The sequence below is a fragment of the Pseudomonas sp. VA159-2 genome (assembly GCF_024126635.1).
GTDB lineage: Bacteria > Pseudomonadota > Gammaproteobacteria > Pseudomonadales > Pseudomonadaceae > Aquipseudomonas > Aquipseudomonas muyukensis.
Map to the genome: position 1 here is coordinate 1 of NZ_JAMYBV010000002.1, position 22,968 is coordinate 22,968.

20 protein-coding genes are annotated in these 22,968 nt (G+C 66.2%); 6 read left to right on the forward strand and 14 right to left on the reverse strand.

The window, feature by feature from the left end; genetic code table 11:
* Nucleotides 1-164: 164 nt before the first annotated feature.
* The 5 genes from NJG22_RS01860 to NJG22_RS01880 form a co-directional block, all read right to left on the reverse strand.
* Nucleotides 165-938 carry a TSUP family transporter gene (locus tag NJG22_RS01860; protein ID WP_253092079.1) on the reverse strand — a complete coding sequence of 258 codons (774 nt, stop codon included), beginning with the start codon at nucleotides 936-938 and terminating at the stop codon, nucleotides 165-167.
* 120 nt (nucleotides 939-1,058) lie between these two features.
* Nucleotides 1,059-2,411: a glutamine synthetase family protein gene (locus tag NJG22_RS01865; protein WP_253092081.1), complete on the reverse strand. Its 1,353-nt coding sequence runs from the start codon at nucleotides 2,409-2,411 to the stop codon at nucleotides 1,059-1,061.
* A gap of 10 nt (nucleotides 2,412-2,421) precedes the next feature.
* A complete protein-coding gene (locus NJG22_RS01870) occupies nucleotides 2,422-2,973 on the reverse strand; it encodes an XRE family transcriptional regulator (RefSeq protein WP_253092082.1) in 552 nt (183 codons plus the stop codon).
* Entirely contained in the window at nucleotides 2,966-4,255 is a 1,290-nt protein-coding gene (locus NJG22_RS01875; protein ID WP_253092084.1) for an FAD-binding oxidoreductase, read from the reverse strand. The genes NJG22_RS01870 and NJG22_RS01875 overlap by 8 nt, the downstream gene beginning before the upstream one ends.
* 140 nt (nucleotides 4,256-4,395) lie before the next feature.
* A complete protein-coding gene (locus NJG22_RS01880) occupies nucleotides 4,396-6,342 on the reverse strand; it encodes a DNA topoisomerase III (protein WP_253092085.1) in 1,947 nt (648 codons plus the stop codon).
* A 237-nt stretch (nucleotides 6,343-6,579) separates the two neighbouring features.
* On the opposite strand from NJG22_RS01880, the gene NJG22_RS01885 reads away from it, so the two are divergent.
* Entirely contained in the window at nucleotides 6,580-8,430 is a 1,851-nt protein-coding gene (locus tag NJG22_RS01885; protein ID WP_253092087.1) for a calcium-binding protein, read from the forward strand.
* A gap of 197 nt (nucleotides 8,431-8,627) precedes the next feature.
* On the opposite strand, the gene NJG22_RS01890 is transcribed toward NJG22_RS01885, so the two are convergent.
* From NJG22_RS01890 to NJG22_RS01925, 8 genes are all read right to left on the reverse strand, one after another.
* Nucleotides 8,628-9,062, reverse strand: a complete 435-nt coding sequence (locus NJG22_RS01890) for a GNAT family N-acetyltransferase (RefSeq protein WP_253092089.1) — start codon at nucleotides 9,060-9,062, stop codon at nucleotides 8,628-8,630.
* On the reverse strand, nucleotides 9,055-10,221 hold the full coding sequence (locus NJG22_RS01895) for a cupin domain-containing protein (RefSeq protein ID WP_253092091.1): 1,167 nt from the start codon (nucleotides 10,219-10,221) through the stop codon (nucleotides 9,055-9,057). Before NJG22_RS01895 ends, NJG22_RS01890 begins: the two co-directional genes overlap by 8 nt.
* A gap of 81 nt (nucleotides 10,222-10,302) precedes the next feature.
* A complete protein-coding gene (gene purB / locus NJG22_RS01900; RefSeq protein ID WP_253092093.1) occupies nucleotides 10,303-11,673 on the reverse strand; it encodes an adenylosuccinate lyase in 1,371 nt (456 codons plus the stop codon).
* A gap of 237 nt (nucleotides 11,674-11,910) precedes the next feature.
* Nucleotides 11,911-12,537 carry a high frequency lysogenization protein HflD gene (hflD, locus tag NJG22_RS01905; RefSeq protein ID WP_186661950.1) on the reverse strand — a complete coding sequence of 209 codons (627 nt, stop codon included), beginning with the start codon at nucleotides 12,535-12,537 and terminating at the stop codon, nucleotides 11,911-11,913.
* Nucleotides 12,534-13,658 (reverse strand): tRNA 2-thiouridine(34) synthase MnmA, encoded by a 1,125-nt coding sequence (gene mnmA / locus NJG22_RS01910; RefSeq protein WP_253092095.1) that lies wholly within the window; start codon nucleotides 13,656-13,658, stop codon nucleotides 12,534-12,536. Before mnmA ends, hflD begins: the two co-directional genes overlap by 4 nt.
* A 51-nt stretch (nucleotides 13,659-13,709) precedes the next feature.
* Nucleotides 13,710-14,150 carry an NUDIX hydrolase gene (locus tag NJG22_RS01915; protein ID WP_253092097.1) on the reverse strand — a complete coding sequence of 147 codons (441 nt, stop codon included), beginning with the start codon at nucleotides 14,148-14,150 and terminating at the stop codon, nucleotides 13,710-13,712.
* Nucleotides 14,151-14,371: 221 nt separating this feature from the next.
* A complete protein-coding gene (locus tag NJG22_RS01920; RefSeq protein WP_253092099.1) occupies nucleotides 14,372-16,597 on the reverse strand; it encodes an NADP-dependent isocitrate dehydrogenase in 2,226 nt (741 codons plus the stop codon).
* Between the two features lie 341 nt (nucleotides 16,598-16,938).
* Nucleotides 16,939-17,946 (reverse strand): GlxA family transcriptional regulator, encoded by a 1,008-nt coding sequence (locus NJG22_RS01925; RefSeq protein WP_253092101.1) that lies wholly within the window; start codon nucleotides 17,944-17,946, stop codon nucleotides 16,939-16,941.
* 123 nt (nucleotides 17,947-18,069) lie between these two features.
* Here NJG22_RS01925 and NJG22_RS01930 point away from each other — a divergent pair, with 123 nt between their 5' ends.
* Entirely contained in the window at nucleotides 18,070-18,579 is a 510-nt protein-coding gene (locus NJG22_RS01930; RefSeq protein WP_253092103.1) for an FAD/FMN-containing dehydrogenase, read from the forward strand.
* A gap of 3 nt (nucleotides 18,580-18,582) precedes the next feature.
* On the opposite strand, the gene NJG22_RS01935 is transcribed toward NJG22_RS01930, so the two are convergent.
* Nucleotides 18,583-19,335: an NAD-dependent deacylase gene (locus NJG22_RS01935; RefSeq protein WP_253092105.1), complete on the reverse strand. Its 753-nt coding sequence runs from the start codon at nucleotides 19,333-19,335 to the stop codon at nucleotides 18,583-18,585.
* A gap of 128 nt (nucleotides 19,336-19,463) precedes the next feature.
* Here NJG22_RS01935 and NJG22_RS01940 point away from each other — a divergent pair, with 128 nt between their 5' ends.
* The 4 genes from NJG22_RS01940 (at nucleotide 19,464) to NJG22_RS01955 (ending at nucleotide 22,910) form a co-directional block, all read left to right on the forward strand.
* Entirely contained in the window at nucleotides 19,464-19,676 is a 213-nt protein-coding gene (locus NJG22_RS01940; protein ID WP_217847456.1) for a PLDc N-terminal domain-containing protein, read from the forward strand.
* 67 nt (nucleotides 19,677-19,743) lie between these two features.
* Nucleotides 19,744-20,160, forward strand: a complete 417-nt coding sequence (locus NJG22_RS01945; protein WP_253092106.1) for a RidA family protein — start codon at nucleotides 19,744-19,746, stop codon at nucleotides 20,158-20,160.
* 58 nt (nucleotides 20,161-20,218) lie between these two features.
* Nucleotides 20,219-20,719 carry a GNAT family N-acetyltransferase gene (locus NJG22_RS01950; RefSeq protein ID WP_253092107.1) on the forward strand — a complete coding sequence of 167 codons (501 nt, stop codon included), beginning with the start codon at nucleotides 20,219-20,221 and terminating at the stop codon, nucleotides 20,717-20,719.
* 97 nt (nucleotides 20,720-20,816) lie between these two features.
* Nucleotides 20,817-22,910 (forward strand): EAL domain-containing protein, encoded by a 2,094-nt coding sequence (locus tag NJG22_RS01955; RefSeq protein WP_253092109.1) that lies wholly within the window; start codon nucleotides 20,817-20,819, stop codon nucleotides 22,908-22,910.
* Nucleotides 22,911-22,968: the final 58 nt, after the last annotated feature.

Here is a 22,968-nt window from a genome sequence, read left to right on the forward strand (position 1 = left end):
TAGTACATCAGCCCACATCGCTCGGGTCTTCCTGACTGGATTTCAGCGGATTCTACCGAAGACCTTGAAAGGGATGGCCGTAAAGGCGGAAAGGTGACTGTGCGTCGACATCGCAAATGAATGCGCATACAAGAACCAAAACAATCACTACAGACCCAGACCCGCTACCCAACCCAATGCTGCCAAACCAACCGCACCGTCAACCCCAGCACCACCGCAATAAACACCGGCCGAATAAACTTGCTCCCCCCGCTAATCGCCGTCCGCGCGCCGAAAAACGCCCCGACCATGACCGAAAGCCCCATGCACAGCCCGACGATGTAATCCACCTGCCCGGAAACGACAAACACCGTCAGCGCCGCGATATTGCTGACGAAGTTCATGCTGCGCGCCACGCCACTGGCACGGACCAGGTCGATGGGATACAGCAGCAGGGTGCTGACGGTCCAGAACGCACCCGTGCCAGGCCCGGCGACCCCGTCGTAGAAGCCCAAGGTGAAACCCTGAGGGAACTGCCATTTCTTGCTGATCGGCGCGTCGGCGTCCAGCGGCGCCTTGGGCGTACCACCGAACAGCAAGTAAACCCCGCAGGCGAAGACGATCACCGGCAGCATCTTGTTCAACCACTGCGCAGGCATGTAGTGGGCGATCACCGCACCGAGCAGCGCGCCCACCAGGGTGGCCAATAGCGCCGGGCGCCACTGGGCCGGGTGGAACAGCTTGCGCCGGTAATAAGTGAAACCGGCAGTGGCCGAGCCGAAGGTGGAACTGAGCTTGTTGGTGCCCAGCACCAGGTGCGGCGGCATGCCGGCGGTGAGCAGCGCCGGCGTGGTCAGCAGGCCGCCGCCGCCGGCAATGGCATCGATGAAACCAGCGACGAAGGCGACCAGGGCGAGGATCAGCAGGGTGAGCGGTTCTACAGTCAGTTCGAAGGGCATGGGATAGGGGGCTTGGCGGCAAAGGGCGACAAAAGGTCGCACGCAGGGAACGCCATGGTAATCCTCAGTGGTATGGGTTGCCAGCTCTGGCGCCTGGCAGCCCACCCCGCGTGCGTGCGGTCAGAGGAACCAGCGGTACTCCCGCGCACTGACCTCCTGCAGGAACGCCAGGTGGTCCTGGCGCTTGTTCTCGCAGTACACCATCACGAACTCCTCTCCCAAGCCTTCGTTCACTGCCGGGTGCCCGCGCATGGCCGCCACCGCGCCGAGCATGTCCTTGGGGAAGTCGATGCCGCTGCCACGGTTTTCGTTCAACGGCGCGATCGGCTCCTGGCCGGCCTCCAGGCCATGCTCCATGCCACAGAGAATCGCCGCCAGCACCAGGTACGGGTTGGCGTCCGCGCCGGCCAGGCGGTGCTCGATCCGCAGGTTGCGCGGGTCCGACTCGGGGATGCGGATGCATGCGTCGCGGTCCTCGAAGCCCCAACTGGCCCGGCTGGCGGCATTGACCATGGCGCCATAGCGGCGAAACGCGTTGTGGTTGGCGGCGAACACCGGCATGCAGTGCGGCAGCAGTGCCAGGCAGCCAGCCACGGCATGGCGCAGCGGGCGCTGGCCGTCGGCGGCCAGCAGGTTGTTGCCGGCCGCGTCATAAAGGCTGACATGCACGTGCATGCCGCTGCCCGGCGCCTGCAGGTACGGCTTGCTCATGAACGAGGCGCGCAAGCCGTGCTTGAGCGCCACGCCGCGGGTACTGCGGCAGAACAGCGCCGCCCAGTCGGCGGCGCGCAGGCCATCGTCGCAATGGTCGAAGTTGATCTCGAACTGGCCAGGGCCCAGTTCGGCGCTGATGACATTGGCGTCGATCCCCTGCCGGTTGGCGCTATCGACCATCTCGCGCAGCACGTCGGAGAACCGCGACAGGCGTTCGATGTGCATGTTCGGCTGGTCGTCGGCGTCATCGCTGAACGGGTCGTGGGGAAACTGCGGCAGGCCATCCTTGAGCGCGCGATCGAACAGATAGAACTCCAGCTCGAACGCCACCACCGGGCGTATGCCGCGCCGTTCGAGGCGTCGCAGCACGCGGGCGAGCACTTCCCGTGGCTCGAAGGCGATGGGGGCGGCGGTGCCATCGGAGGTGATCAGCATCTGCCCCAGCGGTTCGCGCTCCCAGTCCACCCGCTTGAGCGTGCCGGGCACCAGGCGCCTGAAAGCATCGGGGTCGCCGTCGTTGAAGCAGTAGTCGCCAATCGGGAACAGACCGCCCTGGGCGCCGAGCAGCACGCAGTTCTGCGGCAATTTCAGCGGGCTGCCGGCGGCGACCTTGGCCAGCATCTCGATGGGGTAGCGCTTGCCGTAGAAGTGCCCAGGGATGTCCAGGCTGATCAGGTCGACATAGCGCACTTCAGGGTGTTGCTGGCGGAACGCGCGGATTTCGCTGGGCAAGTCGGCAAAGCCGGTGGTGCTGGTCATGGGCGTGCTCTCAACGGAAGACCCAGAGAACCCGGGTCGGCTGATCGGTCAGGTTGGCGTAGCGGAACTGGCTGTGCGGCGGCAGTTGGAAACTGTCGTTTGGCCCCAGGGTGACGGCGCCTTCGTGGCCTTCGCGCCACAAGGTCAGTTCACCCTCGAGCACGAAACCCCCTTGCTCCGAGCTGTCGTCCAGGTGCCCGTCGCCACTGCTGGCACCTGGCGCCAGGTGACTTTCGAGCATGGCGAAGCGGCCATTGAGGGTGGGCGAGACCAGCACATCGGTGACCCCGGCGGCGTAGTACAGGGTGCGCCGCTCACCGGGGCGGGTGACCCAGTCGAGCTCGCGTGGCGGCACGGCCTGGTAGAAGTAGGTGGTGGGCACCTGCAGCGCTTCGCTGATGGCGGTGAGGTCGGCCACGGTCGGGCGCGACAGGCCCCGCTCGACCTGGGAGAGGAAACCCAGCGAGCGCTTGACCCGGCTGGCCAGTTCATCGAGGGTCAGGCCACGGTACTTGCGCAGGTCGCGCACCTGGCGGGCGAGGGCCTGGATATCGTCAGACATGGTCGCGCATCCTGTACCAGGCCTTGGCCGCGGCCTCCAGGGGCGCGGCCAGCAGCTCGCCGCCGGGGAAGCGGCCGTTGTCGATGCCTTGGTACAGCGTCAGCAGCGCATCGTCGCCGAGGATCGCGTCGCTGACCGCCCGCGCCCCGGCCAGGGTCGGCAGCACGCCATGGCCGGAAAAACCTTGCAGCCAGTAGCGCTGGCCCTGGCGACCGATGTCGGGCGTGCGCTGCATGCTGCAGTCGATGTGCCCGCCCCAGGCATGCTCGATGGCCACCCCGCGCAACTGCGGGAAGACCCGCTCCAGGTACGGCCGGGTGGCGCCGGCGACATCCTTGGGGATCCCGCCCAGGTAGGTGCAACCGCCGCCGAACAGCAGGCGGTGGTCGGGGGTGAGGCGAAAGTAGTCAGGGACGAACTGGTTGTCGATCACGCAACTGTTGCGCGGCAGCAGCGAGGCGGCGAAGTCCGGCGCCAGCGGCGCGGTGGCCACCTGGTAGGCGCCCACCGGCAGCAGGCGACGTGACAGGTCGCGGTCCAGGCGGTCGATATAGGCGTTGCAGGCCAGTACCACCACGCTGCTGCGTACCTCGCCCTTGGCGGTGCGGGCGAGAAAGCCGTCGCGGTGGGCGTGGTAGTCGAGCACCTGGCTTTGCTCGAAGATCTGTCCGCCGGCCGCCTCGATGGCGTTGGCCAGGCCCTGGGCCAGCTTCAGCGGGTTGAGATGGGCACCGTTGGGGTCGAGCAGGGCGGCCTGGTAGCGGGGGCTGTCGATCCATTCGGGCAGTTCGTCGCGCGCGATCAGGCGCAAGCCGTCGTAGCCGAACTTGTCGGCGGCTTCCTGGCGGGCCTGCTCCAGCAGCTTCACCCGGCGCGGCAGCACCGCGGTCCACAGGCTGCCGAGGCGGTAGTCGATGTCGAAACCGTGGCGCCGTGGGAGCTCGCGCATTTCCTCGGCGGCCCAGCACATGCTGTCCCACAGCCGCCGACTGCGCTCCAGGCCCAGGGCCTTTTCCAGCGGTGGCAGGTCACATGACCAGCCCAGCAGCGCCTGGCCACCGTTGCGCCCGGAGGCGGCCCAGGCTACCCGGCTGGCTTCCAGCAAGGTCACGCGTTTGCCGGCCAGGGCCAGGCGCAGGGCAGTGTGCAGGCCGCTGAAACCGGCGCCGACGATCAGCACCTCGGTGTCGTGGCTAGCTTGCAGGGTCGGGCGCAGGGGGAGGGGCGTGGGGTGGGTGAGGGCGTAGTAGCTGGCGACGTGCTGGGCGGATTGCTTGAACATGCCGGGGCCTCGTGAAATTTTTTCTGATTATTTTCATGAAAAAATAGCAGAGGATTTTCATTGCGCCAGTGTTTATGGGCGTCACTGCTTGGCGGGAAGGTCAGTGTTTACACGTTTTCCTGTGAGAGTGCTCGTCTGCCTTATGTAGACACCTTGCGTCGAGGCTGCCTGGGTTTGCCGGCTGCGGCCTTGCCCTTGGCAGCCGTCTTGCGCTTTTTCTTCCACGGCGGCGCTGCCTTGCCCGCCGCCGGCCCGCTGATGCTCAGGCGCATACCGCTGCAACGCTCGACCAGCTTGCCCATCCACGCCGACTGGCGGGCGACGAACGCTTCCAGGCTCATCTCGCCGCTCTGCACCATGTCCAGCGCCTGCTCCCAGATTGCCGTGGTACCGGGGTCGGCAATGGCCCGGGGCACCGCGTCGATCAGGCTGAACGCCGCCGGGGTGGCAGACAGCGCCTTGCCGTGCTTGATCAGGTAGCCGCGATCAAGTAGGCCCTGGATGATGCTGGCGCGGGTCGCCTCGGTGCCGATGCCGGTGGTGTCCTTGAGCTTTTGCTTCAACCGCGGATCGTCCACCAGCTTGGCGACGTTCTTCATTGCCTTGATCAGGTCGCCCTCGGTGAAGGGCTTGGGGGGTTGGGTCCACAGGTCCTTGAGTTGCAGCCCGTGCACGGCGCAGTCCTGGCCCTCGCCCAGGGGCGGCAGCACCTGGGCCGGTGGCGCTTCACGGCCCCTGGCGGGGGCCAGCGCCTCGGGCAGCGCGCGGCGCCAGCCGGGTTCGACGATCTGCTTGCCCACCGCGCGCAACCCATGGCCGGCGCAGTCGAACTCGGCCTGGGTACGGTCGTACTCGTGGTTGGGCAGGAACTGCGCCAGGTAGCGGGCGCGGATCAAGGTGTACACCGCCTTGTACTTGGGCGGCAGGCGTGCCGGATCGCTGGCGGCGGCGGTGGGGATGATGCCGTGGTGGGCGCTGACCTTCTGGTCGTTCCAGGCCCGTGAGCGACGTTGGGCGTCGAGGTGCGGCTGCAGCGCGGCGAGGCTGCTGTCGGCGCGCTGCAGCGCGCCGAGGATGCCGGGCGCCTCGCCATGCTGGCTCAGCGGCAGGTAGCCGCTGTCGCTGCGCGGGTAGGTGATGAGCTTGTGGGTTTCATACAGGGCCTGGGCGATGTCCAGGGTTTCCTGGGCGCCGAGGCCGAGCTTTTTCGAGCACACCTCTTGCAGGGTGCCAAGGTCGAAGAGCAGCGGCGCCGCCTCGCGCACGCGCTCGGTGGTGACCTTCAGCACCCGCGCAGCAGCGGCCGCCCGCATCGCCGCGGCCGCCTGTTGCGCCAGGGCCGGGTTCAGGCAGCGCCCCTGGTCGTCGCAGGCGTCTTCGGCGGCGCGCCACTGGGCGTTGAATACGGTGTCCGCGCTTTGCAGCTGTACGTCGATGGCCCAGAACGGCACGGGCACGAAGTCGGCGATGCTGCGGTCGCGGTCCACCACCAGGCGCAGTGTCGGGGTTTGCACCCGGCCCACCGGCAACACGCCCTGGTAGCCGGATTGGCGGCCGAGCAGGGTGAACAGCCGGCTCATGTTCATGCCGATCAGCCAGTCGGCGCGCGAGCGGCCCAGCGCCGAGTGGTACAGGTTGAAGGTTTCCTGGCCAGGCAGCAGGCGGCCCAGGGCCTTGCGAATCGAGGCATCGTCCAGCGCCGACAGCCACAGGCGCTGGATCGGCCCGCGGTAGCGGCAGTGTTCGACCAGTTCGCGGGCGATCATCTCGCCCTCGCGGTCGGCGTCGGTGGCGATGACCAGTTCGCGGGCCTCGCCCAGCAGGCGCTTGACCGCCTTGAACTGGCTGGAGGTCTTGGGCTTGACGGTCATCTTCCACTTCTCTGGGATGATCGGCAGGTCGTCGAGGCTCCAGCGCTTGTAGCGTTCGTCGTAGCTGTCCGGCGGCGCGGTCTCCAGCAGGTGGCCGATGCACCAGGTCACGCAGACATCGCTGCCGATCCAGCAGCCGTCGCCGCGGCGCTGGGCGCCGAGCACCTTGGCGATGTCTTTTGCCTGGGAGGGTTTTTCGCAGAGGAACAGGCGCATGGCCGCAAACGCTTCATCGTGAAAGTTGCGCACTAGGATGCGCAAGGCGGGGCGTGCAGGCAAGTTTTATCTGTATGCATGTACAGGTTTTTTGTGCGCAACTTTGGCAGGGTAGCCGCCCCTTCGGGTTGGACGTACCGGGCAGTGCGTGCCAGCTTTGCCTTTCGCCCGTCAGTCGTGTCACCGGACGAAGTCGCTGGGGTGCCTTTCCTACAAGAACAACAGGGATGTAGACCAATGCCCGTATACGATTATCGACAGCTCGACAGCACTGCCTCTTCGGCGCTCTACAAGGACGCCATGGCCTTGGCGACCTACGCCTACCATGGCATCGACGACGGTTTCAGCGCCGGCTACCAGAAGCACGGTTTCGGCCTCGGCCTGCCGGCCACCCTGGTCAAGGCCCTGATCGGCGGCACCGACAGCCAGGGGGTGATCCCCGGCATCCCCTGGAATCCGGATGCCGAGGCCAGGGCCCTGGCCCAGGTCAAGGCCGCCGGCTGGTCACCGCTCAGCGCCGCGCAACTGGGTTACCAGGGCAAGACCGATGCCCGCGGCACCTTCCATGGCGAGGCGCCGGGCTATACCAGCGCCCAGGTCGAGATCCTCGGCCGCTACGACAGCACTGGCCAGCTCACCGGCATCGGCATCGGCTTTCGCGGCACCAGCGGCCCGCGCGAGAACCTGCTCGGCGACACCCTGGGCGATGCCATCAACGACCTGCTGGCGGCGATCGGCCCGGCCGGCTACGCCCGCGACTACGCCGGCAACGCCTTCGGCCGCCTGCTCGACAACGTGGCGGCCTTCGCCAAGGCCAACGGCCTGAGCGGCGCCGACATCACCGTCAGCGGCCACAGCCTTGGCGGCCTGGCGGTCAACAGCCTGGCCGACCTGAGCGGCTCGCGCTGGGGGGGCTTCTACCAGGACGCGCGCTACGTGGCCTTCGCCTCGCCGACCCAGGCCGCCGACGCCGGCAAGGTGCTCAACATCGGCTACGAGAACGATCCGGTATTCCGCGTGCTCGACGGTACCTCGGCCACCTGGGGCACGCTGGGCGTGCATGATGGCGACAAGGCCTGGGCAACCAACAACATCGTCAACTTCAACGACCACTACGCCTCCGACGCCTGGAACCTGTTGCCGTTCTCCATTGGCAATATCGCCACCTGGCTGTCGCACCTGCCCTCGGCCTACACCGATGGCCTGGGCCGGGTGTTGAACTCGGCCTTCTACCAGTGGACCAGCCGCGACTCGACCATCGTGGTCAGCAACCTGTCCGACGTGACCCGTGGCTCGACCTGGGTCGAGGACCTCAACCGCAATGCCGAGCCGCACAAGGGCAGCACCTTCATCATCGGCTCCGAGCAGGACGACCTGATCCATGGCGGGCGCGGCAACGACTACCTCGAGGGCCGGGCCGGCAACGACACCTTCCGCGACGACGGGGGCTTCAACCTGATCGATGGCGGTGCTGGCCATGACACCCTGAAGCTGCAGGATGCGCTGGCCAACCTGAGCATCGCCCGGGATGGCCAGGGCACCTTGTATGTGCGCGACGCCGAGGGCGGCATCAGCCTGGTGCGCAATGTCGAGACCCTGGTCAGCAAGGAGTCGAGCCTGTTGATCTTCAGCAAGGAGGTCAGCCATGCGGTGACGCCGGGTGGCTTGCTCGACAGCGGCAAGATCAATCCCTATGCCGTGTCGCACAGTGGCGGCCAGGGCAGCGACCAGTTGCTGGCCGGTAACCAGGGACAGTGGCTGTTCGGCCTGGGCGGCGACGATCGCCTGGTGGGCGGGGCGGGCAACGACGTATTGGTCGGCGGGGCGGGCAACGATGTGCTCAGTGGCGGCGGTGGCCGCGACACGTTTCTGTTCGACGGTGCGTTCGGCCAGGACCGGGTGCTGGACTTCACCGGGCAGGACCGGCTGGTGTTCATCGGCGTCGAGGGTGGCACGGCGGCGCCGGACTGGCGGGCGCATGCCAGCCAGGTGGGCGATGACCTGGTGCTGAAGTTCGGCGGGGACAGCGTGACGCTGGTGGGGATTTCGGCTCAGGGGCTGGGGGATGGGCAGATCGTGATTGCCTGAAGGCACTTCGCGAGCCTGTAGGAGATCATCCAGCCCTTTGGGCTGCGCTGTCCCCCTGTGGGAGCGGCCTTGGGTCGCGAAAGGGCTGCGTAGCAGCCCCAGGATTTCAGCGTTGACGCAAAGATCGCCGGGGCCGCCATGCGGCCCTTTCGCGACACAAGGCCGCTCCCACAAAGAGCAGGTGACCACCTGATGACTCAGGCGATTTCGCGCGAATCACGGACCATGTCCACGTGCGGGATGCCGGCCTCGAGGAACTCCTCGCTGACCACGCGAAAGCCCAGGCGCTCGTAGAACGGCGTGGCGTGCACCTGGGCGCTGAGCATCTGCTGCTTGAGGTCGCGGTTCTGCGCCTCGACGATCACCGCACGCATCAGCGCATCGCCCACGTTCAGGCCGCGCCAGTCCTTGAGCACCGAGACCCGGCCGATGGTGCCGTCGGGCAGCAGGCGCGCGGTACCGATCGGATAGTCGCCTTCCAGCGCCAGGAAATGCACGGCGCTGGGGTCTTCGGCGTCGAACTCCAGCTCCGGCGGCACGTGCTGTTCGGCAACGAACACGGCGCTGCGGATACGGTGGATATCGGCGTTGTCTTTGTGCCAGTCGGCCAGGCGTACGCTGATCTTATTCATCGGCGAACCCCAGGCTGCCTTGCATGACCAGTTGCTGCACCAGCATCAGGCCATCTTCGTCTTCCAGCCACGGGGCCAGGTTTTCGCTGTGCAGGGCGTCGGCGGAGCAGATCAGCTTCAACAGCTCGCGCAATTTGCCCGGCAGCGGGCAGCTGCGACCGCTGGCGAACAGCAGCAGGTCGTCACCGAACTCGGACCAGGCCAGGCGCGCGCTAGGGTTGCGGATCAGGATGGCGCCCTGGCCGAGGTAGTCGAGCAGCTCCTGTTCGGACACTTCCTCGCCCACCACCTGCTCTGGGTAGCGCGGCTCGGTCATGAACTGGCCGAACCAGGTCAGCAGCAGGTCCTTGTCGTTCATGTGCTTGTCGATCAGCGCCTTGAGGCGATCCAGGGCGTCGTGCTGGATCTGGTGCGGATCGGCCGCGGGCAAGGCGTCGGCGTCGCTGTAGCGCTCTTCATCCGGCAGGAACTGGCCGAGGAAGTCGGTGAAGTGGGTCAGCACTTCGGCGGCGCTCGGTGCGCGGAAACCGACCGAGTAGGTCAGGCAGGCATCTTCGGCCACGCCGTAGTGAGCCAGGCGCGGCGGCAGGTAGAGCATGTCGCCCGGTTCCAGGGTCCACTCCTCGCTCTGTTCGAAGCCGGCGAGGATGCGCAGGTCGGCATGGTCGATCAGCGGGCTGTCGCTGTTGCACATCTGGCCGATTTTCCAGTTGCGCTTGCCATCGCCTTGCAGCAGGAACACATCGTAGTTGTCGAAGTGCGGGCCGACGCTGCCGCCGGGCGCGGCGTAGCTGATCATCACGTCGTCGATGCGCCAGCTGGGCAGGAAGCGGAACTCTTCGAGCAGTTCGGCCACTTCCGGTACGAACTGGTCGACGGCCTGCACCAGCAGGGTCCAGTCACGCTCGGGCAGGTCGGCGAAGGCGTCCTCGGCGAACGGGCCGCGGCGCAGCTCCCACGGGCGCTCGCCGTGCTCGAGCACCAGGCGCGACTCGACTTCTTCTTCCAGGGCCAGGCCGGCCAGCTCGTCCGCGTCGATTGGGCTGACGAAGTCGGGGAAGGCCTGACGTACCAGCAGTGGCTTCTTCTGCCAGTAGTCGCGCAGGAATTCACGGGCCGTGAGGCCGCCCAACAGTTGCAGTGGAGTATCAGAATTCATGTTCAACCTATTGAAAAAACGTAATTTTCGTACGGGAATAAAAACGCCCGGCCAGGCCGGGCGTTGCACGCGACGCTCAGCTTAGATGCGTTTGGCCTGGGCCACCGCGTTGCCGATGTAGGTCGCCGGGGTCAGCTGCTTGAGCTCGGCCTTGGCTTCGGCCGGCATGTCCAGGCCGTCGATGAAGGTCAGCAGCGCCTCAGGGGTGATGCCCTTGCCACGGGTCAGCTCCTTGAGCTTCTCGTAGGGGTTCTCGATGTTGAAGCGGCGCATCACGGTCTGGATCGGCTCGGCCAGGACTTCCCAGCAGGCGTCCAGGTCGGCGGCGATACGGGCTTCGTTGACTTCCAGCTTGCCGATGCCCTTGAGGCTGGCTTCATAGGCGATGACGCTGTGGGCGAAGCCCACGCCCAGGTTGCGCAGCACGGTGGAGTCGGTCAGGTCACGCTGCCAGCGCGAGATCGGCAGCTTGCTGGCCAGGTGCTGGAACAGCGCGTTGGCGATACCCAGGTTGCCTTCGGAGTTCTCGAAGTCGATCGGGTTGACCTTGTGCGGCATGGTCGAGGAGCCGATTTCGCCGGCCACGGTCTTCTGCTTGAAGTAGCCCAGCGAGATGTAGCCCCAGACGTCGCGGTCGAAGTCGATGAGGATGGTGTTGAAGCGGGCGATGGCGTCGAACAGCTCGGCGATGTAGTCGTGCGGCTCGATCTGCGTGGTGTAGGGGTTGAACTGCAGGCCCAGCTCGTCCTCGATGAAGGCGCAGGCGTTGGCTTCCCAGTCGATCTGCGAGTAGGCCGACAGGTGGGCGTTGTAGTTGCCCACGGCGCCGTTGATCTTGCCCAGCAGCGGCACGGCGGCTACCTGGGCGATCTGGCGCTCCAGGCGGTAGACGACGTTGGCCAGCTCTTTGCCCAGGGTGGTCGGCGAGGCCGGCTGGCCGTGGGTGCGCGACAGCATCGGCACGGCGGCGTGGGTGTGGGCCAGGGTGCGGATAGCTTCGGCGATCTGGCGCATCAGCGGCAGCAGCACCTCGTCACGGCCGGCGCGCAGCATCAGGGCGTGGGACAGGTTGTTGATGTCCTCGCTGGTGCAGGCGAAGTGGATGAACTCGCTGACCTTGGCCAGTTCCGGCAGCTTGGCGGCCTGCTCCTTGAGCAGGTACTCGATGGCCTTGACGTCGTGGTTGGTGGTGCGCTCGATTTCCTTGACGCGCTCGGCGTGCTCGAGCTTGAAATCGGTGGCCAGGCTGTCCAGCACGGCGTTGGCTTCGGCGCTGAACGCCGGCACTTCGCCGATCTGCGGGTGGGCGGCCAGGCGCTGCAGCCAGCGCACTTCGACCAGGGCGCGGAAACGGATCAGGCCGAATTCGCTGAAAATGGGGCGCAAGGCCTGGGTTTTGCCGGCATAACGGCCGTCTACAGGGGAAACCGCAGTGAGCGAGGAGAGCTGCATGGGGTGTTCTCGGACAGTCAGGCTTTTGGAAGGGCGCATATCATACATGAAAAATGCGCCCGGGTCGGGTGGCTGACCAAAGGTCGGGCCTATCAATCATGTTGCGATCCCCTGTAGGAGCGGCCTTGTGTCGCGAAAGGGCCGCATCGCGGCCCCAGGATCTCGGGCCTGGCTCAAGATTGCCGGGGCTGCTGCGCAGCCCTTTCGCGACACAAGGCCGCTCCTGCGGGTTCTGCGTCAATCGTTGGTACGCATCATCCCGTACAGCTCATTGAGCAGCTTGCGCCGGCTGAACACCAACTGCCAGCGGTGCCCGCCCAGCTGGCGCCACAGGCGCGCGGCGCGGATGCCGGCCAGCAGCAGGGCGCGGATCTTCGAGGCGTTGCTCGGCTGCTGCAGGAAGCGCATGTCGCCATGCACCTGGATGCGTTGGCGCAGGGTGCTCAGGGTGTCCTGGTACAAGGCTCCGCTGGAAGCGATGACGTTTTCATGAACCAGGCCGAAATGCTCGGCCTGGGACTGGATCTGGGGCAGGCGGTTGCCGATGGTGTCGAGCATGTCGCCGCGCTTGTTCAGCTGGCGCTCAAGGCCCAGCATCGACAGGGCATAGCGCAGTGGTTCGCGCTGCAGGCTGCTGGGGTCGCGCTCCAGGGCGCCGACCAGGGCGCGGTAGCCGTCGCGCAGGTTGAGGTCGTCGCCGCCGAACACCTCGAGGGTGTTCTTGGGGTCGACCACCAGCAGGCTGCCGAGCATGCAGCCGATATTGGCCTCGCTGGCCTGGCCGGTGCGGGCGATGCGGTCGACCAGCACCGCGGCCTGGAACACGCCGCCGAGGGCGATCAACTGCTCCTGCAGGTTGCTCATGCGCGCGGGCTCCACGGCTCGGCCACTTCGATCACGCCACCGCCCAGGCATACCTCGCCGTCATAGAACACCACCGACTGGCCCGGGGTGACGGCGCGCTGCGGCTCGTCGAACACTGCGCGGTAGCCGCTAGCGGTCTGCTCCAGCGTGCACTGCTGGTCGCCCTGGCGGTAGCGCACCTTGGCCGTGAGCCGGCGCGGGCTGGACAGGTCGATGGGGTTGACCCAGAAAATTTCCGAGGCCAGCAGGGCACGGGAGAACAGCCACGGGTGCTCGTTGCCCTGGCCGACCACCAGCACGTTGCGCGAGAGGTCTTTTTCCAGCACGTACCACGGCTCGTCGCCGGCATCCTTGAGGCCGCCGATGCCCAGGCCCTGACGCTGGCCGATGGTATGGTACATCAGGCCGTGGTGCTGGCCGATCACTTCACCCTCGGTGGTCTGGATCTCGCCCGGCTGGGCCGGCAGGTACTGTTTGAGGAAGTCGCTGAAACGGCGCTCGCCGATAAAGCAGATACCGGTGGAGTCCTTCTTCTTGGCCGTGGCCAGGCCGTGTTTCTCGGCGATGGCGCGTACTTCGGGCTTTTCCAGCTCGCCCACCGGGAACAGGGTGCGGGCGATCTCCTTGCCGCCGACGGCGTGCAGGAAGTAGCTCTGGTCCTTGTTCGGGTCCAGGCCCTTGAGCAGCTCGGTGAGCGCGCCGGTGTCGCGGCGGCGCACGTAGTGGCCGGTGGCGATCAGGTCGGCGCCCAGGGACAGGGCGTAGTCGAGGAACGCCTTGAACTTGATCTCGCGGTTGCAGAGGATGTCCGGGTTGGGCGTGCGCCCGGCCTTGTATTCCTCTAGGAAGTGCTCGAACACGTTGTCCCAATATTCGGCGGCGAAGTTGGCGGTGTGCAGCTTGATGCCGATGCGGTCGCACACGGCCTGGGCGTCGGCCAGGTCTTCGCGGGCGGTGCAGTATTCGGTGCCGTCGTCCTCTTCCCAGTTCTTCATGAACAGACCTTCCACCTGGTAGCCCTGCTCCATGAGCAGAAGGGCGGAGACGGAAGAGTCCACGCCGCCGGACATGCCGACGATGACGCGGGTCTTGGCGGGGTCTTTGAGTGCTGGGCTGGTCATGGCTACCGATGTGTATCAGAGGGGAAAAACGCCGATTCTATCAAACCGGTGTCAGTCGCGCAGCAGTTCGAGGCTGTGCAGCGGGCCTTTGCGGTAGTCCTCCAGGCAGCGCGGTACCAGTTCGCTGCGCCAGCGCGACGGCTCGGCCAGCAGTTCGTCGCGGCTCAGCCACACGGCGCGGACGATGTCGCTGTCCAGGGCCAGGTCGGCGTGGTGGCGCAACGGGCGCGCGGCGAAGCAGATGCGCTGGTAGGTGATGCCGTTGCTGGGGGCGGTGTACAGGTAGATGCCGACCACGCCGGTGAGCTCGACCTCCCAGGCGGTTTCCTCGAGGGTTTCGCGCAGGGCGGCCTGGGTGATGGTTTCGTTGGGCTCCAGGTGGCCGGCGGGCTGGTTGAAGACGTGCTGGCCGGCCTTGAATTCCTCGACGAAGAGGAATTTGCCTTCGGCTTCGACGATGGTGGCGACAGTGATGTGGGGTTGCCAGGTCATATGCGATTCCTACGGTTGGCGCGGGCCTTGTAGGAGCGGCCTTGTGTCGCGAAAGGGCTGCGAAGCGGCCCCAGGTTTTCAGCTTCGCAGCAGAAATTGCCGGGGCCGCGTTGCGGCCCTTTCGCGACACAAGGCCGCTCCTACAAAGGCTCTTGTCAGTGCTGCAGAAAGCACAAACCCCGGTGCGTGGCCGGGGTTTGTGCGGTTACTTCAAGCGAACCTTACAGCGCGGCAATGGCGCTGTTCAGGGTCTGGCTTGGGCGCATCACCTTGGCGGTCAGCGCGGCATCCGGGGCGTAGTAGCCACCGATGTCGGCCGGCTTGCCCTGGACAGCGGCCAGCTCGGCGACGATGGTCGCCTCGTTGTCGCTCAGGGCCTTGGCCAGCGGTGCGAAGCGCGCCTGCAGGGCGGCGTCGTCGGTCTGCGCGGCCAGGGCCTGGGCCCAGTACAGGGTCAGGTAGAAGTGGCTGCCACGGTTGTCGATACCGCCGACCTTGCGCGAAGGCGACTTGTTGGTGTCGAGGAACTTGCCGGTGGCCTGGTCCAGGGTGTTGGCCAGGACCTTGGCGCGCGGGTTGTCGTAGGTGTTGCCCAGGTGCTCCAGGGAAGCGGCCAGGGCCAGGAATTCACCCAGCGAGTCCCAACGCAGGAAGTTCTCTTCCACCAGCTGCTGCACGTGCTTGGGTGCCGAGCCGCCGGCGCCGGTCTCGAACAGGCCACCGCCGCTCATCAGCGGCACGATCGACAGCATCTTGGCGCTGGTGCCCAGTTCCATGATCGGGAACAGGTCGGTCAGGTAGTCGCGCAGCACGTTGCCGGTCACCGAGATGGTGTCCTTGCCTTCGCGGATGCGGGCCAGGGAGAACTTGATGGCATCGACCGGGGCCAGGATGCGGATGTCCAGGCCGGCGGTGTCGTGATCCTTCAGGTAGGTCTGCACCTTCTCGATCATCACGCCGTCGTGGGCGCGGGCCGGGTCCAGCCAGAACACCGCCGGGGTGTTGCTCAGGCGGGCGCGGTTGACGGCCAGCTTGACCCAGTCCTGGATCGGCGCGTCCTTGGTCTGGCACATGCGGAAGATGTCACCGGCCTCGACGGCTTGTTCCAGCACCACGTTGCCCTTGCCGTCGACCACGCGTACGACGCCGTCGGCCTTGACCTGGAAGGTCTTGTCGTGGGAGCCGTACTCTTCGGCTTTCTGCGCCATCAGGCCAACGTTCGGCACGCTGCCCATGGTGGTCGGGTCGAAGGCACCGTTGGCCTTGCAGTCTTCGATGGTGGCCTGGTAGATGCCGGCGTAGCAACGGTCCGGGATCACGGCCTTGGCGTCTTGCAGCTCGCCGGCGCTGTTCCACATCTTGCCCGAGTCACGGATCATGGCCGGCATCGAGGCGTCGACGATGACGTCGCTTGGCACGTGCAGGTTGGTGATGCCCTTGTCGGAGTTGACCATGGCCAGGGCCGGACGCACGGCGTACAGCGCCTGGATGTCGGCTTCGATCTCGGCTTGCTTTTCAGCCGGCAGGTCCTTGATGCGGGCGTACAGGTCGCCGATGCCGTTGTTGGCGTTGAAGCCCACTTCGGCCAGGGCAGCGCTGTGCTTGGCCAGCACGTCGTTGTAGAACTCCTCGACGATGACGCCGAACATGATCGGGTCGGAGACCTTCATCATGGTGGCTTTCAGGTGCACCGACAGCAGCACGCCGCTGGCCTTGGCATCGGCGATCTGCTCGGCGATGAAGGCTTTCAGGGCCTTGCGGCTCATGGTGGCGCAGTCGATGACTTCGGCGGCTTTTACCGCGGTCTTTTCTTTCAGCACGGTGGTGCTGCCGTCGTTGCCGACCAGTTCGATGCGCAGGCTGTCGTCAGCTTCGATCAGCGCGGCCTTTTCGCTGCCGTAGAAGTCGCCCTGGGTCATGTGGGCAACGTGCGACTTGGAGTCGGCGGCCCAGGCGCCCATCTTGTGCGGGTGCTTGCGGGCGTAGTTCTTGACCGACAGCGGCGCGCGGCGGTCGGAGTTGCCTTCGCGCAGCACGGGGTTTACCGCCGAGCCCTTGATGCGGTCGTAGCGGGCGCGGGATTCTTTCTCTGCGTCGCTGGCTGGCTCGTCGGCGTAGTCGGGGATGTTGTAGCCCTTGGCCTGCAGTTCCTTGATCGCCGCCTTCAGCTGTGGGACCGACGCGGAAATGTTCGGCAGCTTGATGATGTTGGCTTCAGGGGTGGTGGCCAGCTGGCCCAGTTCCGCCAGGTGATCGGCTACCTGCTTCTCGTTGCCCAGTTGCTCCGGGAAGGCCGCGAGGATACGACCGGCCAGGGAGATATCGCGGGTTTCGACGGCGATGTCGGCGCAAGCGGTGAAGGCTTCGACGATCGGCAGCAGCGAGTAGGTGGCGAGGGCGGGGGCTTCGTCGGTGAAGGTGTAGATGATCTTGGAACGGGTGGGCATGCGGGTTAACTCTCTATGTGCTGAGCGTACTCGAGTCTCGAGGTGCGCAGGGTAGGCGCTTCGCCCTGGCGACGCCATGAGCGGAAAGTCGAGAGGCTGCGAGCGGTGATGGTGGATGCATCAGTCGAGCGTCAAGTGCTGGGCTGCGGTAACAATCCAGGCTTCGTGGCCATGCTTGGCCAAGGGCGAGCCGCATTTTCCAAGGGTTCGCCCCGATGACCCTACGGTCGCGGCGCAGTATATCAAACCCTTTGGGCTAATCAGCAAGGCGAAGTGGTATCAGCGCATTTATAAGACCAAAGACGTAGGCGCAATGTGGCGCAATGACGCAGGCGCAGGGCTCACTCGCCCAGGCGCTGCTCGCGTGACGGCGGGTAGCCGAAATACGCCGCGTAGCACTTGCTGAAGTGCGACACCGAGACGAAGCCGCAGGCCACCGCCACCTCCATCACCGACAGGTCCGAATACTGCAGCAGGCGCCGGCTCTTGGTGATGCGCAGCTCCATGTAGTAGCGCCGCGGCGAGGTGCCGAGCTGGGCCTGGAACAGCCGGTCGATCTGCCGCCGGGAGCGCCCCGAGTAGGCGGCCAGCTGGTCGAGGCTGAGGGTTTCCTCGAGGTTGTTCTCCATCAGCTCGACGATGGTGCGCAGGTGCAGGCTCATGGACTTCTTCGCCCCGGGGCCGACCTGGCGGTAGCGTGCGCCGGAGAACGAGAGGATTTCCTCCACGCCCTCGGCCAGGGCGTCGCCATGCAGGCGGCGCACCAGGCCGAGCATCAGCTCCATGGCGCCGTTGGGGCTGGCGGCGGTGAGGCGGTCGCGGTCGAGGGTGAAGCTGGCCGGGGTGATACGCGCCTGCGGGCTGATTTCGCCAAGGCTGGCGCGTTGCTCGGGGTGCACGCTGCAGCCGTAGTCGTCCAGGGCCCCGGCGCGGCCGAGGAACCAGGCGCCGTTCCACAGCCCGCCGAGGGTCATGCCCTGGGCGGCGCAGTCGGCCAGCAGGCGGTCGAGGCCGGGGTATTTCAACGGGGTGCGCAGGCCACCGCAAATTACCAGCAGGTCGAGTTCTGCCAGTGAGCTAGGGACCAGCGGCGTGGCGATCAGCTCCAGGCCCAGGTCGCTGAGCACCCGGTCGCCGTCCAGTGACAGCGGGGTGTAGGCGAAGCTGTCGGCGCGCAGCAGGTTGGCGGTGACCAGCACGTCCATGGCCACCGTGAAACTGGCCATGGAGAAGTGTTCGAGCAGGACGAAGTCGACCCGGTAGGGACGCTGCGCGCCGGCCTCGGCGGGCTTGAGCCGCAGCATGTTGCTGGTGCTGGTCTTCTTGCTGAACTGGCGTGGCGTGGGCACTGCGGACTCCACTGGCGGGCTGGCGCGGCTGAGTGTGCGTCGGCTCGGAGGGAAAGACAACAGGGCAGGCGGCGCTTTGAGCTATGCTGGCGGTCCTGTGCCGTTACCGGGATCCTGATCCTCATGAAATACGCCGTCGCCCTGTTGTTCAGCCTGATGCCGCTGCTGGCCCAAGCCCTTGAGCCGGGCGATGCCCTGGCGCCCTGGACCTTGCTTGACCAGTACGACCAGCCCTACAGCCTGGGCCCGGACACCCGCGTGCTGCTGGTGGCCCGTGACATGGACGCCGCGCGTTTGGTCAAGGCGGCCCTGGCCGAGCGCCCTAAGGGCTACCTGGAAGCCCGTCAGGCGGTGTTCGTCGCCGACATTCAGCGTATGCCGGGGTTGATCAGCAAACTGTTCGCGGTGCCGGCGATGCGTGACTATTCCTACCGGGTGATGCTCGATCGCCAGGGCAGGGTGGCGAGCCGCTACGCAGGGGACGCGGGCAAGGTGCTGTGGCTGACCCTGGACCACGGCAAGCTGGTGGCGCAGCAGTCGTTCAGTGACGCGCAGGCGCTGGGCGCAGCGCTGGAACGTTTTCGCCAGGAGCCGGCGCCAGGCCCTGCGGAGCTAGCTTGGCCAGCGAGCTGACGCCTAGCGGGCCCATGCCGCCTGGAGCAATGCCGGCAACACCTCGCCCGCGTTTCCGGCAAGGGCGAATTCCCTGGGATGGCCGGCCAGCACCGGCTGCGGATTGACATGCACCACGGTCGCGCCGGCCGCCAGCGCCAGGCGTGGGATCGACGCCGCCGGTTGCACCAGGCCGGAGGTGCCCACCGACAGCACCAGGTCGCAACGCTCGGCGGCGGCGAAGGCGCGTTCCAGCGTGTGCGCCGGCAGCGATTCGCCGAACCACACCACGCCGGGGCGCAAAGGACCGGCGCAGTAGGCGCAGCGGGGGGGCTCGATGCGCCGGCCTTCGCCTGCGTGCCTAGCCAGCGCCGGCATGTCGCGCACCGGTTTGGCACAATCGAAGCAGCGAAAGGCATCCAGGCGCCCGTGCAGGTGCAGCACGTCGCGGCTGCCGGCGCGCTCATGCAGGTCATCGACGTTCTGGGTAACCAGGGTCAGTCGCGGCACCCGTGTCGCCAGTTCGGCAATGGCCAGGTGCGCCGCGTTGGGCCGGGCCTCGGCGATGCCGGCACGGCGCATTTCATACCAGCCCCAGACCAGCGCCGGGTCGGCGCGAAAACCGTCGGCGCTGGCCAGTTGCGCCGGGTCGAAGCGTTCCCACAAGCCGCTGAGTTTGTCGCGAAAGGTGGCGATGCCACTTTCCGCAGACACGCCGGCGCCGGTGAACACCAGCACATGGCGGGCCTGGGCGAGCAGGGTCGGGTCAAAGGGCATGCAGGGTCTCCGGCAGGCGGGGCAGAGCGCTCGCCCACTTTGCCAAGGTGGCTGGGGCGGCACAAGATCCGACTGAACCTTGGACAGCGCGGGCAGCCCAAGGTGGTACATGCCAACAGGAGAAGCTCATGGAAATCGGAACGATCTGGTTCGTCGTCGCGCTGCTGGTCATCCTCCTGGAGATCTGGGCCATCTGGCACATCATCGGCAGCGACCGGCGCGCCGAGCGCAAGATGCTGTGGGTAGTGTTCGTCGTCTACGCACCGTTCCCCGGCCTGCTGTTCTGGGCCTGGCGCGGGCCGCGCGCGGTCAAGGGGCGGGCCGTGCTGGAGGAGAAATGATCGCGCTTGACCTCGAGTTAAGCCAAGGTCTGATACTCGCTCGCTCCTACCTTGATGGAGCGATGCCATGAACCTGCCCAGTGCCTTTGTGCTGTCCAACCCCGATGGGTTGTACGACCCTGGCGCCAACGCCTATTCCCATGTCGCCGAGGTCCAGGCCGGCAGCCGCTTGCTGTATGTCGCCGGCCAGGGTGGCGAAGACCTGCAAGGACGGCTGTCGAGCCGTTTCGACGAGCAGGCGCGCCAGGCATTGGACAACCTGAAGATCGCCCTGGCGTCGCGGGGCGCGACGTTGCAGCACGTCTGCAAGTTGACCTTGCTGGTGGTCGACCACTCCGAGGCCCGCCTGCGCCAGTGGGTGACCGAGGCCGAGCGGGCCTGGGGCGGGCGGATGGCCCCTACCTGCACCTTGATCCCGGTGCCACGCCTGGCCCTCGACGGCATGCTGGTGGAAATAGACGCGGTGGCCGCGTTGCTTCCATAGCCGCCGGCTTGCCGATACCCGGTACAATCGCGATTCCTTCCTTCGCCGAGCGTCATCCATGGCCGTGCCCATCGAACTGCTCCAGACCGGCCCCGAACACGCCGACCTGGTGCGCAACCTCTACCAGTTCTACGCCTACGAGTCCTCCGACTGGGAGCAGGAGGACATCGAGGCGGACGGCCGCTTCTATATTCACGAGCCCCATTTCCAGCGCTATTGGCAGTCAGCCGACTGGAGCGCCAGCCTGATCCTGGTCGATGGTTTCATTGCCGGCTTCGTCCTGGTCGAGCGCAGCGAGCTGCCGGGGATCGATGCCCTGGAGCTGGCCGATTTGTTCGTGCTGAAGAAATACCGGCGCCTGGGTGTGGGACAGGCGGTGGCACGGCAGTTCCTCAGCGAAGGCCCGCACGACTGGCTGCTGCGTTGCCATGGCGACGATGCGCCGGCCTTGGCGTTCTGCCAGGCAGTGGTGGCAGACCTGTCGCGTCCGGTGCGGGAAATCGCCCTGGATGATGAGCCGCAGTTGCGCAGCTATTGGGTGACCCAGCGCCTGCATTGACGTGCTTGGCAGTAGATAATGTGACGGACTTCACAAAACCTGCCTGTCGCGCGGCATAATGCCAGCATCTTGTGCACCCGCAGGTCAGGTAAAGCCCATGCCGCTCGCCCCCAGTTCCGACATGATGTACCGGCTGTTGATCCAGAGCGTGGCGGACTATGCCATCTACCTGCTCACCCCGGATGGCATCGTCGCCAACTGGAACCCCGGCGCGCAGCGGGCCAAGGGCTACAGCGCCGAGGAGATCGTCGGCCAGCATTTCTCGGTGTTCTACACCGCCCAGGACCGTGACGCCGGGCTGCCTGCGCTGAGCCTGGCCACGGCGCGGGTCGAGGGGCGCTTCCAGGCCGAGGGCTTGCGCCAGCGCAAGGACGGTTCGCACTTCTGGACCAGCGTGGTGATCGAGCCGATCACGGAAGAGGGCAGCGGCCAGTTGATCGGCTTCGCCAAGATCACCCGCGATATTTCCGAGCGTCGGCAGCATGAACTGGAGCTGCTCAAGGCCAAGGAACTCGCCGAACAGTACAGCCAGGAAATGACCACCTTGTCGCAGTTCCTCGATTCGGTGATCGCCAACATCCCTGCCAGCGTCATCGTCCAGGACCTGCAAAGCCAGCAGATCCTGCTGGCCAACCAGCAGGCCGAACGCCTGTTCGGCGGCCAGGGCGCGAGCATGGTCGGCCAGCTACCGGCCCAGTGCCTGGCCGCGGCCCACTACCTGGAACAGCAACTGGCGCGGGGCGCGCGCAGCGCCAAGGGCTGCCAGGCCGAAACCCGGGTCGATAGCGCTTGCGGCCCGCGCACCCTGCGCAGCCGCGCCATGCGCTGCCAGAACCGCGAGGGGCAGGGCGACTACGTGCTGTTCGTTGCCGAGGATGCCACCGAGGAGCTGGCGGCCCATGCGCAGATCCACCACATGGCCCACCACGACGCCCTGACCGGCCTGCCCAACCGTACCCTGTTCAACGAGCGGCTCAAGCAGGCGCTGCTGCGTGGCGAGCACAGCGGCACCCTGACCGCTACCCTGTGCCTGGACCTGGACAACTTCAAGAACATCAACGACACCCTTGGCCACGCCTTCGGCGACAAGCTGCTGCGCACCCTGGGCAAGCGCCTGCGCCGTGAGCTGCGTGAGCACGACACCTTGGCGCGGCTGGGTGGCGATGAGTTCGCCGTGGTGCTGGCGGGGCTGGAGAGCGGCGATGCCGCGCGCAACACCGCACAGCGCCTGATCGAGGCGATCTGCCCGCCGTTCCATATCGAAGGGCACCAGTTCAGCGTCGGGGTGAGCATCGGGGTTGCCATCGCCCCCCTCGATCATGACCAGGCCGAGCAATTGCTCGGCTATGCCGACATGGCGCTGTACGAGGCCAAGCGCAATGGTCGCAACCGTTACGAATGCTTCCATGTCGAGCTCGATGTCGCCGCCCGCCAGCGCCGCCTGGTCGAGACCGACTTGCGCACGGCCTTGCATCTGGGGCAGTTGCAACTGCACTACCAGCCGGTGGTGGATCAGCAGAGTCACAGCGTGACCGGCTATGAGGCGTTGTTGCGCTGGGAGCACCCGACGCGGGGGATGATCATGCCGCTGGACTTCATCCCCATTGCCGAGGAAACCGGGCTGATCCACGAGATCGGCGCCCGCGCGCTGAACCTGGCCTGCCAGGAGGCGGCCAGCTGGGGCACGACCCAGACCGTGTCGGTCAACCTGTCGCCGGTGCAGTTCAAGAACGCCAACCTGGTCCACGGCGTGGCGTTGGCCCTGGCCGATTCAGGCCTGCCAGCCAGCCGCCTGGAGCTGGAGATCACCGAGTCGGTACTGCTGGGCAACAGCGAGGAAAACGTGGCCACGCTGCGTGCGCTGAAGGATCTGGGCGTGTCGATCTCGCTCGACGATTTCGGCACCGGTTATTCCTCGCTCGGCTACCTGCGCTCGTTCCCCTTCGATCGGATCAAGATCGACAAGTCGTTCGTCCACGATATGTGCGAAAGCCGCGAAGCGATGTCGATCGTCCGCGCGATCACCGAGCTGTCCAACAGCCTGATGATCAAGACCACGGCCGAAGGGGTGGAGTCGGCGGAGCAGATGGAGCGCTTGCTGGCCGAGGGTTGCTCGCACTTCCAGGGCTACCTGTACGGGCGCCCGGCACCGGCGAGCGAACGCCTCAAGCAGATCGCCACGGTTTTGTAGGGGCGTGCCGCTGCGGCCAGGTTCGCCAGCAAGGGGCAGAAAATGTACCGTTTGGAAC